This is a genomic window from Nocardia lijiangensis NBRC 108240 (assembly GCF_001613045.1).
Taxonomy (GTDB): Bacteria; Actinomycetota; Actinomycetes; order Mycobacteriales; family Mycobacteriaceae; genus Nocardia; species Nocardia lijiangensis.
On record NZ_BDBP01000023.1, the window covers coordinates 1 to 13,584 of the forward strand.

Annotated in this window: 11 protein-coding genes and 1 tRNA gene; 9 read left to right on the forward strand and 3 right to left on the reverse strand. The window is 69.2% G+C overall.

What is annotated here, in order from left to right; translation table 11 throughout:
- Together NL1_RS09160 and NL1_RS09165 are read left to right on the forward strand one after the other, a co-directional pair.
- Positions 1–708, forward strand: a 708-nt coding sequence (locus NL1_RS09160) for an ABC transporter ATP-binding protein (RefSeq protein ID WP_067836464.1), incomplete at its 5' end; no start/stop codon positions are given.
- On the forward strand, positions 705–1,892 hold the full coding sequence (locus NL1_RS09165) for an ABC transporter permease (RefSeq protein ID WP_067836466.1): 1,188 nt from the start codon (positions 705–707) through the stop codon (positions 1,890–1,892). The genes NL1_RS09160 and NL1_RS09165, both read left to right, overlap by 4 nt.
- Positions 1,893–1,905: 13 nt before the next feature.
- Here NL1_RS09165 and NL1_RS09170 read toward each other — a convergent pair whose 3' ends face one another.
- A complete protein-coding gene (locus NL1_RS09170; RefSeq protein WP_084510421.1) occupies positions 1,906–2,361 on the reverse strand; it encodes an aggregation-promoting factor C-terminal-like domain-containing protein in 456 nt (151 codons plus the stop codon).
- 191 nt (positions 2,362–2,552) lie between these two features.
- Here NL1_RS09170 and NL1_RS09175 point away from each other — a divergent pair, with 191 nt between their 5' ends.
- Positions 2,553–3,122 (forward strand): TetR family transcriptional regulator, encoded by a 570-nt coding sequence (locus NL1_RS09175; protein WP_067836472.1) that lies wholly within the window; start codon positions 2,553–2,555, stop codon positions 3,120–3,122.
- On the forward strand, positions 3,119–4,342 hold the full coding sequence (locus tag NL1_RS09180; RefSeq protein ID WP_067836474.1) for an NADH:flavin oxidoreductase: 1,224 nt from the start codon (positions 3,119–3,121) through the stop codon (positions 4,340–4,342). Before NL1_RS09175 ends, NL1_RS09180 begins: the two co-directional genes overlap by 4 nt.
- 200 nt (positions 4,343–4,542) lie before the next feature.
- Here NL1_RS09180 and NL1_RS09185 read toward each other — a convergent pair.
- Together NL1_RS09185 and NL1_RS09190 are read right to left on the reverse strand one after the other, a co-directional pair.
- Positions 4,543–4,616 (reverse strand) — tRNA-Arg (locus tag NL1_RS09185).
- A gap of 102 nt (positions 4,617–4,718) precedes the next feature.
- Positions 4,719–5,093 (reverse strand): DUF4345 family protein, encoded by a 375-nt coding sequence (locus NL1_RS09190; protein ID WP_067836478.1) that lies wholly within the window; start codon positions 5,091–5,093, stop codon positions 4,719–4,721.
- 136 nt (positions 5,094–5,229) lie between these two features.
- Between NL1_RS09190 and NL1_RS09195 the strand changes: the two genes are divergently transcribed.
- The 5 genes from NL1_RS09195 to ettA all read left to right on the forward strand — a co-directional run bounded on the left by NL1_RS09195 (position 5,230) and on the right by ettA (position 13,536).
- On the forward strand, positions 5,230–7,272 hold the full coding sequence (locus NL1_RS09195) for a bifunctional copper resistance protein CopD/cytochrome c oxidase assembly protein (RefSeq protein ID WP_067836481.1): 2,043 nt from the start codon (positions 5,230–5,232) through the stop codon (positions 7,270–7,272).
- Positions 7,273–7,381: 109 nt separating this feature from the next.
- Positions 7,382–8,302: a serine/threonine dehydratase gene (locus NL1_RS09200; protein ID WP_084510426.1), complete on the forward strand. Its 921-nt coding sequence runs from the start codon at positions 7,382–7,384 to the stop codon at positions 8,300–8,302.
- A 107-nt stretch (positions 8,303–8,409) separates the two neighbouring features.
- Positions 8,410–10,962, forward strand: a complete 2,553-nt coding sequence (locus NL1_RS09205; protein ID WP_067836487.1) for a beta-glucosidase family protein — start codon at positions 8,410–8,412, stop codon at positions 10,960–10,962.
- A gap of 268 nt (positions 10,963–11,230) precedes the next feature.
- Positions 11,231–11,746 (forward strand): single-stranded DNA-binding protein, encoded by a 516-nt coding sequence (locus NL1_RS09210; RefSeq protein WP_084510422.1) that lies wholly within the window; start codon positions 11,231–11,233, stop codon positions 11,744–11,746.
- Between the two features lie 113 nt (positions 11,747–11,859).
- Complete coding sequence (gene ettA / locus NL1_RS09215; protein WP_067836489.1) at positions 11,860–13,536, forward strand: energy-dependent translational throttle protein EttA; 1,677 nt, start codon at positions 11,860–11,862, stop codon at positions 13,534–13,536.
- The last annotated feature ends 48 nt before the right edge of the window (positions 13,537–13,584 follow it).

Consider the following 13,584-nt stretch of genomic DNA (forward strand, 5'->3'; position numbering starts at 1 on the left):
CTGCGCTGGCAGGACAGGCCGGTGACCGCCGCCGACCGCAGATCGTTCGGCTACATGCCCGAGGAGCGCGGGCTGTATCCGAAACAGCCGGTGCTCGAGCAACTCGTCTACCTGGCCAGGCTGCGCGGGCAATCGGCCGCCGACGCCCGGCTCCGCGCGCGGGAACTGCTGGAACGCTTCGATCTCGGCGATCGCGCCAAGGACAAGCTGGAATCGCTCTCCCTGGGCAACCAGCAGCGGGTGCAGATCGCGGCGGCGGTCATCGCGCAGCCGTCGCTGCTGATCCTGGACGAGCCGTTCTCCGGTCTGGACCCGGCGGCCGTCGATTCGATGGCCGATCTGTTGCGCGAGTACGCGACGCTCGGCGTGCCCGTGCTGTTCTCCTCGCACCAACTCGATCTGGTGGAGCGGTTGTGCGACCAGCTGGTGATTCTCGCGGCGGGACGGGTCGTCGGGCAGGGCTCGGTGGACGAGCTCCGCTCCACAGGTTCGACGCGCTATCGGCTCTCGCTCGGCGGCGACCCGGGCTGGCTGCACACCTTCGCGGGCGTGCGGGTGTTGCAGGCCAACGGTTCCAGCGTGCTGCTCGAACTCGACGGCGCGACCACCGAGGCGCTGCTCGGCGAAGCGCTGGCCCGTGGTTCGGTGCGCGAACTCGCCGAGGTGCGCCCCTCGGTGTCCGAGATCTACCGTGAGGTGACGGGATGAACACGGATTTTGCTCCGCGCGGGGTATGGCGGATCGTGGCGGCCCGCGAGATCGCGGTGAAGCTGCGCGATCGAAACTTCCTGGTGTCCACGGTGGTCACGATCGTGGCGATCGTCGCGTCCCTGACCATCACCGGTTTCATGAGCAACCGCACCGACGAGATCGACGTAGCCGTCGTGGGTACGGGCGCCGACCAGATCATCGACACCGCCAATGGTTTGGCCCAGAGCGCGGACGAGAAGGTCACGTTCACCGCGCGCCCGCAGCCCGATGTGGCCGCCGTCGAGCAGCGGGTGCGTGACGACGAGGTGCAGGTCGGCTTGGTATCCGCCGAGCCGGGTGGCTGGCGGCTCATCGGCGATTCCGCCCAGAACGACGACGCCGCAACGTATCTCACCGCCGCCGCGCAGCAGCTCGCGGTGCAGCGCAATGCCGCCGCCGCGGGCCTGAACTTGGAGCAGCTGGGCCGCGGCGGCGCGGTGACCTACGACCTGCTCGACAAGTCCGCGGTCGATCCGGGCTTGGCCAGGATCGCGAGCCTCGTGTTCGCTTTCCTCTTCTACACGGCGTCGCTCCTGTTCGGCATGGGCATCGCGCAGAGCGTGGTCGAGGAGAAGCAGAACCGCGTCGTGGAGATTCTGGCGAGCGCTATCCCGTTGCGGCAGTTGCTGATCGGCAAGGTGTTCGGCAATACGGTGATGGCCTTCGCCCAGCTCGCGCTGTTCGTCGGTGCGGGCCTGATCGGATTGGCCGCGACGGGCAGAGGTGACCAGGTCGCCACGATCGCGGGTGCGGCGGGCTGGTTCATCGTCTTCTTCGTGGTGGGCTTCCTCGCTCTGGCCAGCTTCTGGGCGGTCGCGGGCGCGCTCGCTACGCGCAGCGAGGACCTGCAATCCACCGCCATGCCCATGTCGATGCTCATCATGATCGTGCTGTTCGCTGGCATTTTCCTCACGGACACGTGGCGGGTGATCGCGTCCTATGTCCCGGTCGTGTCGATCGTCGCCATGCCTGCCAGGCTGGCCGAGGGCGCCGCCGCCTGGTGGGAGCCCGTCGTCGCCTTGATCCTGATGGGGGTGGGCACCTACGGCACCGTCCTGGTCGCGGAGAAGATCTACCGGCGTTCGCTCATGCAGACGCAGGGAAGGCTGACGATGCGCCAGGCGCTCGCCGTCGAGGACTGAGACCTGTGCCGGATCAGTACCAGTTGTTTCGCTGCCAGAACGCCCAGGCGGCGTCGGGGCTGCCGTAGCGGTCGATCATGTAGTCGTAGGTCCAGCGGAGCTGGGTGACGGGGTTGATTCGCCAGTCGAGGCCGTGGGTGGACATCTTCTCCGGTGGGAGCGCCTGACCGAGGCCGTAGGCGCCGCTGCTCGGGTTGACCGCGAACATATTCCAGCCGCTTTCCCGCGTGATGATGGCGTCGAACGACGGGAAGTGGTGGATCGGAACGATGGTCAGCGCCAGGGCCTTCATGCCGAGGCGGGCTGAAATCATGATCATGTCGACGCCCGCGGAGAGCGCCGGATTCACCGACTGCGTTTCACGCGCGTCGCCGGTGGTGTCGTCGGGTGGCGCCGCGTTCGCGGCGGGGGCCAGGGCGATCATCGCCGCGCAGCAGACCGCGGCGGCGGAGTGGGCATACCTAAGCATCGACTCGCTCCCTTCGCATCAGGTGGTCTGATTCCGGAACCAGCTCGTGCGAAGTCAGCAAACCATCGGTAACAGTACGGTTCGGGTTGCCACACCGATGTAGCGCGGGTTTCGTCACGTGCCGCTAGTCCCCGCGCGGGCGATTTCAATCAATGATTGAAACACTGATTGAAACGTGTTTTACTGCACACATGGCTCAGAGAGTTTCGGCGGTCACCCGCGAGCGGCTGCTCGCGGCGGCCGAGCGGTTGCTGCTGACCGACCGCTATGAGGACGTGTCGGTGCGGGCGATCTGTGCGGAAGCGGGCGCCAACCCCGCGGCCGTGCATTACCACTTCGGATCGAAGGAAGCCCTGGTCGCGGCGCTGCTCGAAGAGCGCCTCGGCCCGCTGTGGGCCGACCGGCTCGCGGCCGTCAGCGCCGAGCGCGGTTCGGTGCCCGCGGTCGTCGACGCGGTGATCGAACCGTTCGTCGACCTCGCCGCCGATCCGGTGGGACGCCTGCACCTGCGGCTGCTCGCCCAGCTGGTGCTCGGGCGGCACCCGCTGCTGTGGCAGCAGCGCTGGTTCCGGATGGACTCGTGGGTCGGCCTGCTCCCCGAACTCGCGGAGCCGGAGAGCAGGCGACGCTGGTCGTTTGCTTTCGACCTGCTCATCATGTCCTTCGGCGCCGGCGACCGAGATCTGTCGGAGCATGCCGTCGCCACCTTGCGCGATTTCGTGGTGGCCGGACTCTCCGCACCGGAAGGAGGCGCGCGATGACCGAGGTATTCGCACCGGCCGCGCTGGGCCCGATCACCTTGCGCAACAGGGTGATCAAAGCGGCGACCTTCGAGGGCCGCACACCCGACGCGCTGGTCACCGACGACCTGATCGCATTCCACCGCGAGACCGCGGCGGGCGGTGTCGGCATGACCACCGTCGCGTACTGCGCGGTCGCACCGGGCGGCCGCACCGACCGTCATCAGATCTGGATGCGGCAGGAGGCGCTGCCGGGGCTGCGCAAGCTGACCGATGCCGTGCACGCCGAAGGCGCGGCGGCGTGCGCGCAGATCGGCCACGCCGGACCGGTGGCCAATGCCGCCTCCAATCGGCTGCCCGCGCTCGCGCCGAGCCGCATGTTCAGCCCGCTCGGCATGCGGCCGATGAAGGTGCCCGGCGAGTCCGAGATCCGCGGGCTCGTCGCCGCGCACGCGGACGCCGCGAAACTGGCCGAGCAGGCCGGGTTCGACGCCGTGGAGATCCACTTCGGACACAACTACCTGGCCAGTTCGTTCCTGAGCCCGCTGCTGAACCGCCGCACCGACCGCTACGGCGGATCGGCGGCCAATCGAGCCAGGTTCGTCCGCGAAATCGCCCGCGCGGTGGGTGAAGCCGTGGGCGGCAGGCTGGCCGTGACGGCGAAGCTGAACATGGAAGACGGTGTGCGCGGCGGGCTCACGGTGCCGGAATCCCTCCAGGTCGCCGCGTGGCTGGAGGCCGACGGTGCGCTGGACGCCTTGGAATTGACGGCGGGCAGCTCGCTGCTGAACCCGATGCTGCTCTTCCACGGCGACGCGCCGCGCCGCGAGTTCGCGAAAGTCCTTCCCGGACCGGCCCGCTGGGGATTTCGTTTGGTCGGTCGAGGATTCCTGCGCGAATACCCGTACCACGAGGCATACCTGCTCGAACGAGCGCGCCAGTTCCGCCGCGAGCTGTCCATGCCGCTGATCCTGCTGGGCGGCATCACCAACCTCGACACCATGCGCCAAGCGATGGCCGAGGGCTTCGAGTTCGTCGCCATGGCCCGAGCCCTGCTGCGCGAGCCGAACCTGCTGCGCCGCATCCAATCCGACGAAGCAACCCGGTCGGCTTGTACGCACTGCAACCTGTGCATGCCGAGCATCTACACCGGGACGAAATGCGTCTTCCGGCTCGACCAACGTCCCGAGGTCGCCGCGGCCCTCCCCGATCCCGTGCGGACCGCGGCCAAGCCACATTGATGGGTGCTGGGTCGTGCGATGGAGACCCCGAGGGGCCGTGCTTTGCTCACGCGCCCGGTGTCTGTGTCCGCGCTATGGCGGTGATGGCGACAGTTCTCGGCTGCTGTGCGAGTGTCCTCGGTGTTTGAGCGCCGCCCGGATCGGGTAACAACCCTGTGACCCGCATATCGATGTGCGGGCCACAGAGCTGCGCGTGTGAGCGCCCCCGGCAGGAATCGAACCTGCGACCTAGGGATTAGAAGGCCCTTGCTCTATCCAACTGAGCTACGGAGGCAGCGGTTTCCACCATGGCCGACATTGGCCGCGCTGTCCAGCACGGAAAGTATAGCGACCGTCCAGAAACTAGATTCTTAGCGTCAGCAACATTCCGTGTACCTCAGTCGAGAAGGATGGCGAGGGTCAGCAGGGTGGCCAAGGTCACTTCGACGACGAAGTAGAACCAGACCGGGTAGAAGGCGGACGGGCGCTCGGTGAACGACGACCAGATCCGGCCGAACGCCATGCCGCCCAGCGCGGCGGCCACCGCGATGCACACGCCGAATCTGAGCCCGCCGACATCGGCAGCGGCCAACCCGAGGACAACGGCCACGGCGACGCCGAAACCGCCGTAGACCGCGCGGACCTCGGCGCGCGCGTCGGCCCGATCAGCGAGCAAGCCGACCGTGTCGGCGAGCCGGCTCGGGCGAAGCAGTCCGAGAACGCCCATGGCGGCGAAGAACAACGCCACCATGGCAATCAGCACTACCGACATCCCACCTCCGTGATTCGCGCCTACCTTATACGCGCTGCGCCGCGTAGTCCGGCCGAACTCGCTCCCCAGCGACGACCCGAGTGACCGGGCGTGCCCGCCCCGCTCGCGCATCATCGACACAACTACGCTGAGTCGTATGTCGTCACCGCAGGACCTGCCCCTCGCACCCGCTGAGTCGGACGTCCCGCGGGCGGGTGCGGCGGGCGGCTTCGCCGTCGTGACCGCGTTCGCGGGGGCTCTCGCCGCCATCGTTGCGGCGCTGGTGGTCGGTCTCTCCGCGGCGCAGGCGCTGAGCTTGCTCGGCATTCCGGATCCGGGACCGCTGACCACCTACGGGCTGCCCGCGATCCGCGCGCTGGCCGATCTCGCCGCGGCGCTGACGGTCGGCTCGCTGCTGTTCGCCGCGTTCTTGGTGCCGCCGCAGGCCGACGGGCTGCTCGACGTGGGCGGCTATCGCGCGCTGCGGCGGGCCTCGAACTTCGCGGTGATCTGGGCCTGCTGCGCCGCGCTGCTCGTCCCGCTGACGGTGTCGGACACGACGGGCCAGCCCGCCACCGACATCTGGCGACCGGAACAGCTGTGGCGGGCGATCGGGCAGGTGGACCTGGCCGAGGCCTGGCGCACCACGGTGATCTTCGCGCTGATCGTGGCGGTCGGCTGCCGGCTCGCACTGCGCTGGGGCTGGACGCCGCTGCTGCTCGGCGGCGCGATCGTGACCATGATGCCGCTCGCGCTGACCGGGCATTCGTCCTCGGGCGGCTCGCACGACATCGCGACCAACAGCCTCATCCTGCACCTGGTGTCGGCGGCGGTCTGGGTGGGCGGCCTGTTCGCCGTACTCGCGCACGCACTGCGCGGCGGCGCGCACACCGATATCGCGGTCCGCCGGTTCTCGCTCGCCGCGACCCTCGCCTTCGTGGTGATCGGCGTCAGCGGCGTGATCAACTCGTGGGTGCGCGTGCCCCTCGACGAGCTCTTCACCAGCACCTACGGGCGCTTGGTGCTCGCCAAAGCGGCGGCGTTGCTGGTGCTCGGCGTCATCGGCTACTTCCAGCGGCGCGCCGCCGTGCCCGCACTCGCGGCGAACCAGGGAGACCGCGCCGCCCTCATTCGTTTCGGCGCGGTCGAGGCGCTGGTGTTCGCGGCCACCGTGGGTCTGGCCGTCGGTCTCGGCCGCACGCCGCCGCCACCGCCGTCGACCGTGCCGACGCCCGCCGAGGTGGAGCTCGGCTACGACCTCGCGGGCCCGCCGACGGTCGCGCGGATGCTGTTCGACTGGCGCTTCGACCTGATCTTCGGCACGGCGGCGATCGTGCTGGCGGTGCTGTATCTGCTCGGTGTCCGGCGGCTGCGCGCACGCGGCGATTCGTGGCCGGTCGGCAGGACCATCGCGTGGCTGTCCGGCTGTGTGCTGCTGCTGCTCGCGACGTCGTCGGGGATCGGGCGGTATTCGCCCGCGGTGTTCAGCGTGCACATGGGGCAGCACATGGCGCTGTCCATGCTGGCGCCGATCCTGCTGGCGCTCGGCGGAGCGGTGACGCTGTCGTTGCGTGCGCTGCCGCCCGCGGGACGCACCGGCGCACCCGGTCCGCGGGAATGGATTCTGGCCGCCGTGCACAATCCGGTGTCCCGCGTGCTGACCCATCCGATCGTCGCTTCGGTGATCTTCGTCGGCGGCTTCTACGCGCTGTACATGGGCGGCATCTACGACACCTTCGTCGACTCGCACGCGGCTCACCTCATGATGAACATCCACTTCCTGCTCAGCGGCTACCTGTTCTACTGGGTGGTGATCGGCATCGATCCCAAACCGCGCCAGGTGGAACCGCTCACCAAGCTGGGCATGGTGTTCGGCTCGCTGCCCTTCCACGCGTTCTTCGGCGTCGCGCTGATGAGCATGACGACGGTCATGGGCGGCTGGTTCTTCCGCAGTCTCGACCTGGGCTGGAACAGCGACCTGCTCGGTGATCAGCGCACCGGCGGTAGCCTTGCCTGGGCGAGCGGTGAGGTGCCGTTGGTCGTGGTGATGCTGGCGCTGCTCATCCAGTGGTCGCGCAGCGACGAACGGGCGGCCAAGCGCATCGACCGCGCCGCCGATCGCGACAAGGACGCGGATCTGGCCGCCCACAACGCCATGTTCGCCGAACTGGCGAAACGTGACGGAGAGGTGCGCAAGTGAGTGAGGCCGCGCTGCCGGGTCTGCCCCGGCTGTGCGACCGCGGGGTGCGGTCTTGACTTCGAGTGAAAACGATGGGGGCGGGGTGGCTCTCGCCGAACACTGCCGGCAGGTGTATCGCTCCGATGTGCGCGCGGCGCGGCGCCGGTTGGCGGGACGGATCAGGAAGACGCCGGTCTTCCACACCTCGGTGACCGGGCCCGACGGTCCGGTCCCGGTCACGCTGAAACTCGAATATCTCCAGCACGGCGGCACGTTCAAGGTGCGCGGCACCCTCAACGCGCTGCTCTCCTCGACAGCGCGGACCGACCAGGTGGTCATCGCGTCGGCGGGCAACGCCGGGATCGCCGCCGCGCTGGCCGCCGCCTGGCTCGGCAAGGCGTGCACGGTGGTCGTCCCGGAGTCCGCGCCGCATACCAAGGTGGCTGCGATGTGGTCGCATGGCGCCGAAGTGCTCTGGCACGGAACGACATACGCGGAGGCGGCCCGCTACGCCACCGAGCTGGCGGCCGAGCGCGGCGCGCTGCAGTTGCACGCCTACGACCTGCCCGCGGTGGTCGCAGGCGCGGGCGTTGTCGGTTTGGAGCTCGAGGATCAGGTGCGCGGCAAACCGCCGGTGCTGGTCGCGGTCGGCGGCGGCGGGCTGGTCGCCGGAATCGCGGCGGCGGTGGGTCGCCGCCAGCAGGTGGTTGGCGTCGAGCCGGTCGGCATGCCCGCGCTGCATGCCGCGCTGCTGGCCAATCGGCCGGTGGACGTCGGCACGCCGGGCATCGGTCTGGACGCGCTCGGCGCGACCAGGGTCGGCGAGATCGCCCTCGATATCGCGCGGCGCTACGACGTGCCCTCACTGTTGGTCACCGAAGAGGCCATCGCGACGGCCCGCGAGTACCTGTGGCGTGAGTTCCGGATCGTCGTCGAGCTGGCGGGCGCCGGTGCGCTGGCCGCGATCCAGAGCGGCGCGTACACGCCCGCGCCGGGGGAACGGCCGGTCGTCGTGCTCTGCGGCGCCAACACCGACCTCGCCGCACTCTGAGCAGGGGCCCCTCGCGGTGTCGCGAAGGCCGGTTGGCTCCGCCGCCGACGCGTAGATTTGGCGAAGGTGCAGGTGACCCGGCCGACGGATCCCGAGGAGGAGCGCTGATGCTCGACACGGTGGACGAAGCCCTGTGCGCGCTGGTCGGCGCGCTGAACCTGGAGCAGAAGGTGCGGCTGCTGACCGGCGCCGACATCTGGTCGACCGTGGCGGAGCCCGCGATCGGGCTGCGGTCGATGGTGCTCTCCGATGGGCCTTCGGGCGTACGCGGACCGACCTGGGACGAGCGCGACCCCTCGCTCAACCTCCCCTCGGCGACAGCGCTCGCGGCGACCTGGGATCTGGACCTTGCCCGCCGCTATGGCGCCGCGTCGGCGAGCGAGGCCAGGCGCAAGGGCGTGGACGTCGTACTCGGCCCGACGATCAACCTGCAGCGCAGTCCCTTGGGCGGCAGGCACTTCGAGGCGTACTCCGAAGACCCGCTGCTCACCGGCGAACTGGCCGCGGCGTATGTCCGCGCGGTGCAGGAGCACGGCATCGCCGCGACGCCGAAACACTACGTGGCCAACGACTTCGAGACCGAGCGCTACACCGCCGACGTCGAGCTGGACGAGCGCGCGCTGCGCGAACTGTATCTCGCGCCGTTCGAGGCGGCGGTGCGCGCGGGCGCGTGGCTGGTGATGTCGGCGTACAACTCCGTTCGTGGGATCACGATGTCCGAGAATCCGCTGCTGACAACACCGTTGCGCACCCAGTGGAATTTCGACGGCGTGGTGGTTTCGGACTGGATGGCGGTGCGCAGCACCGAGGCCGCGGCCAAGGCCGACCAGGATCTGGTGATGCCGGGCCCGGTGGGACCGTGGGGCGCGAAACTGGTTGCGGCGGTGCGATCCGGGGCGGTGCCGGAGGCCGTGATCGATGCGAAGGCGCTGCGCCTGCTGCGCTTGGCGCAGCGAGTCGGTGCGCTCGATCTGTCGGATTCCGCCTTGTGCGACGACGGTTTCGATACCGCCGCGGTCGCCACGCACGGGGGTGTAGCGGTGCGGAATGTCCCTGTGCCGGAACCTGACTCGGTGCCGGATGATGCAGCGGAAGCGGATGTCTCCGAGCGCGAGGGGCGCGAACTCGCCCGCGAAGTCGCGGCCGCGGGCATGGTGCTGCTCCGCAACAGCGGCGAATTGCCTTGGGCGAGTTCGGGTCCCGGTTCCATCGCGGTGATCGGGGAGGCGGCGATCTGGCCGCGCACACAGGGCGGCGGCAGCGCGACGGTGGTTCCCGCCGAGGTGATCAGCCCCGTGGACGGGCTGCGCGCGGCGCTGCCGGACACGTCCGTCACGGTGCATCCCGGCGTGCCGGTCCAGACCGGCATCCATGCGCTGCCACTGGCGTCGATGACAGATCCGCAGACCGGCGAACCCGGGTTGCGCGCCCGTTTCCTGGCTGCCGACGGCGACGAGCTGCTGAGTGAGCAGCGGCGCGCGGCGCAGCTGGTCTACCTGGGCACGGTGCCCGCGGGCGCGGCCGCGCTCGAGCTGAGCACGGTGTACCGGCCGGGCCCCGACGAGCCCGCGGCGGTACGGCTCGGCGTCGCCGGGGTGGGGCGGATACGCATGGAGATCGACGGCGCCGCGGTCATCGACACCGCGCTCGGCGGCAGCGGCGATGCGCTCGGCGCCGCGCTGCTCACCCCCGACGTCGTCGCGGTGCCGGTGGCCACCGACGGCGACCGTCCGATCTCGATCACGGTGCGTCAGCAGCTCGAAAACGACGGCGCGGGACTGGGTCTGGTCGCGATCACCGTGGGCACCGAGGCAGCGCACACCGATCCCGCGGACGCCATCGCCGATGCGGCCGCGCTGGCAGGCGCCGCCGACGCCGCCGTCGTCGTGGTCGGCACCAGCTCGCAGACCGAGAGCGAGGGCTTCGACCGCGGCACGCTCGCGTTGCCCGGCGCCCAGGACGATCTGGTGCGCGCGGTGGCGCGGGCCAATCCCCGCACCGTCGTGGTGGTGAATTCCGGCGGACCGGTGCTGCTGCCCTGGCGCGACGAGGTGCCCGCGGTGCTGCTGACCTGGTTCGGCGGCCAGGAATCGGGCCACGCGCTGGCCGACGTGCTGCTCGGCCGGGCCGAACCGGGCGGCAGGCTGCCCACCACCTGGCCCGCCGCCGAGGCCGACGTGCCCGTGCTCTCGACCACGCCGGAGAACGGGGTGCTGCGCTACGCCGAAGGTATCCATATCGGCTATCGCGCCTGGTTGCGCGCGGGTGTCACGCCGGCCTACCCGTTCGGGCACGGACTCGGTTACAGCACTTGGGAACTCGCCGATCTCGCGGTGTTTGCTCCGGAGCCGGACGGGACGGTGGCGGTGGCGCTCACCGCGCGCAACACCGGTGCGCGGGCCGGGAAACAGGTTGTCCAGGTGTATCTGTCCCGTCGCGATTCCGCGGTGGAGCGGCCGGTGCGGTGGCTGGCGGGGTTCGCCACTGTGTTCGCGGAGGCGGGGAGGTCGATTCCGGTGCGAATCAGTCTGCCGCCGAGGGTGTTCGAGCACTGGGACGGGGGCTGGCGGACCGAACCGGGGGCGTTCACGGTGCATGCCGGGACGAGCGTGGTCGAGCTGCCGTTGCGTGCGTCCACGGTGGTCGGCGCGGTCGTGTAGGGGGAACGGTGCCGCTGACGATCGGCGGTACCGGATCGAGCGCGCCAGCGTCCGCGGCTTTCGTGCCGACTGGCACCGGTGCGATACGGCCGAGCTCGGCGGCATATGCGAAGCGTCGGATGTCCACAGGCGGGTGAGTTGTCCACAGGCGCGAAACCGGGGGTTCCTTCACACCCCGTGCCGGGGCGAGGCTGGATACGCCCTCGTGGAGGGGGAGGAAGCACCCGGAGCATCCGCACCCGGGTCGGACAGGTGAAGGGGCGAGATCATGTACGAAGCGATGGCGACGGTGGTCGGAACCGTGGTGACCCACCCGGTCAAGCGGGACCTGAGCAACGGCGAACAGGTGCTGACCTTCCGCGTGGCCAGCAACTCGCGCAGGCTGGACTACGCGACGGGGGAGTGGATCGACAGCGGGACGTTGTACCTCACGGTGACCTGCTGGCGTCGCCTGGTCGGCGGTGTGGACGCGTCGGTGCGGCGCGGCGACCCGGTGCTCGTCTACGGGCAGCTGCGTTCGCACGAGTACCGGACCAAGGACGGCATCGAGCGGCGTGATCTGGAGATGCGGGCCACAGCCGTCGGCCCCGATCTGTCCCGGTGCACCGCCCAGGTCCACCGTCGATCGGAGACCGGAGGTGGGCCGAGCGCCCTGATACGGAATACTTGTGTCGGATCCAGCGCTGAAAACCGTGCACGCGTCGGCGAGGAATTGGGGGACAGTGCCGCGATCGTGGCTTCCGTACCTTCCGGAAGTGCCGCACCCGAGCCCGTCGACGCCTGATCCCGCCCGCAGAACGCCGGGCGCAAGCACGGTGAATCCGGCGCGAGGATGCCCGCGTGCCGTGAGTGGCTCTGCTTCGTTCCACTGTTCCCGAGACCGATAGGCTTCCGCATATGGCTGAGTTCATCTACCAAATGAAGAAGGTTCGCAAGGCGCACGGCGACAAAGTCGTGCTCGACGATGTCACCTTGAACTTCCTTCCCGGCGCCAAGATCGGCGTCGTCGGTCCCAACGGCGCCGGTAAATCCAGCGTGCTGAAGATCATGGCCGGACTGGACCAGCCGAACAACGGCGACGCGTTCCTCGCGCCTGGCGCGACGGTCGGCATCCTGCAGCAGGAGCCGCCGTTGAACGAGGAGAAGACCGTCCGGGGCAACGTCGAGGAAGGCCTCGGCGAGGTCAAGGTGAAGCTCGATCGCTTCAACGAGATCGCCGAACTCATGGCCACCGACTACTCCGACGAGCTCATGGAGGAAATGGGCAAGCTGCAGGAGTACCTGGACCACGCCGACGCGTGGGACGTGGACTCCCAGCTCGAGCAGGCCATGGACGCACTGCGCTGCCCGCCTGCGGACGAGCCGGTCACCAACCTCTCCGGTGGTGAGCGTCGCCGCGTCGCGCTGTGCAAGCTGCTGCTGAGCAAGCCCGACCTGCTGCTGCTCGACGAGCCGACCAACCACCTGGACGCCGAGTCGGTGCTGTGGCTCGAGCAGCACCTGGCCCAGTACCAGGGCGCGGTGCTGGCCGTCACCCACGACCGGTACTTCCTGGACAACGTCGCGGGCTGGATCCTCGAGCTCGACCGCGGCCGGGCCTACCCCTACGAGGGCAACTACTCCACCTACCTGGAGAAGAAGGCCGAGCGCCTCGAGGTGCAGGGCAAGAAGGACCAGAAGCTGCAGAAGCGGCTGAAGGAAGAGCTCGCGTGGGTGCGTTCCGGCGCCAAGGCCCGCCAGGCCAAGAACAAGGCCCGCCTCGGCAGGTACGAGGAGATGGCGGCCGAGGCCGAGAAGATGCGGAAGTTGGACTTCGAGGAGATCCAGATTCCGCATGGTCCCCGCCTGGGCAATGTGGTCGTCGAGGTCTCGCACCTGGACAAGGGCTTCGGCGATCGCCAGCTCATCAAGGATCTGTCGTTCACCTTGCCCCGCAACGGCATTGTCGGCGTCATCGGTCCGAACGGTGTCGGTAAGACCACCCTGTTCAAGACCATCGTCGGACTCGAGCAGCCCGACAGCGGTGAGGTGAAGGTCGGCGAGACGGTCAAGCTGAGCTACGTCGACCAGAACCGCGCGGGCATCGACCCGACGAAGAACGTCTGGCAGGTGGTCTCCGAGGGCCTGGACTTCATCCAGGTCGGCAACCAGGAGATGCCCTCGCGCGCCTACGTCAGCGCGTTCGGCTTCAAGGGCCCGGATCAGCAGAAGCCTGCCGGTGTGCTCTCCGGTGGTGAGCGCAACCGCCTCAACCTGGCGATGACCCTCAAGCAGGGCGGCAACCTGATCCTGCTCGACGAGCCGACCAACGACCTCGACGTGGAAACCCTCGGTTCGCTGGAGCACGCGCTGGAACAGTTCCCCGGCTGCGCCGTGGTCATTTCCCACGACCGCTGGTTCCTCGACCGCACCTGCACGCACATCCTGGCGTGGGAGGGCGACTCGGACAACGAGGCCAAGTGGTTCTGGTTCGAGGGCAACTTCGAGGCGTACGAGGCCAACAAGATCGAGCGTCTCGGCCCGGAGGCGGCCCGCCCGCACCGGGTGACGCACCGCAAGCTCACCCGCGACTGAGCAGTACCCGCCGACGGGGCGACCGCCGCGCGCATCGCCCCGTCGCAA

Bases quoted from the DNA above. Each gene is read 5' to 3' on its own strand.
- NL1_RS09165 (WP_067836466.1), top strand. From the start codon at position 705: ATGAACACGGATTTTGCTCCGCGCGGGGTATGGCGGATCGTGGCGGCC.
- NL1_RS09170 (WP_084510421.1), bottom strand. From the start codon at position 2,361: ATGCTTAGGTATGCCCACTCCGCCGCCGCGGTCTGCTGCGCGGCGATG.
- NL1_RS09175 (WP_067836472.1), top strand. From the start codon at position 2,553: ATGGCTCAGAGAGTTTCGGCGGTCACCCGCGAGCGGCTGCTCGCGGCG.
- NL1_RS09180 (WP_067836474.1), top strand. From the start codon at position 3,119: ATGACCGAGGTATTCGCACCGGCCGCGCTGGGCCCGATCACCTTGCGC.
- NL1_RS09190 (WP_067836478.1), bottom strand. From the start codon at position 5,093: ATGTCGGTAGTGCTGATTGCCATGGTGGCGTTGTTCTTCGCCGCCATG.
- NL1_RS09195 (WP_067836481.1), top strand. From the start codon at position 5,230: ATGTCGTCACCGCAGGACCTGCCCCTCGCACCCGCTGAGTCGGACGTC.
- NL1_RS09205 (WP_067836487.1), top strand. From the start codon at position 8,410: ATGCTCGACACGGTGGACGAAGCCCTGTGCGCGCTGGTCGGCGCGCTG.
- NL1_RS09210 (WP_084510422.1), top strand. From the start codon at position 11,231: ATGTACGAAGCGATGGCGACGGTGGTCGGAACCGTGGTGACCCACCCG.
- ettA (WP_067836489.1), top strand. From the start codon at position 11,860: ATGGCTGAGTTCATCTACCAAATGAAGAAGGTTCGCAAGGCGCACGGC.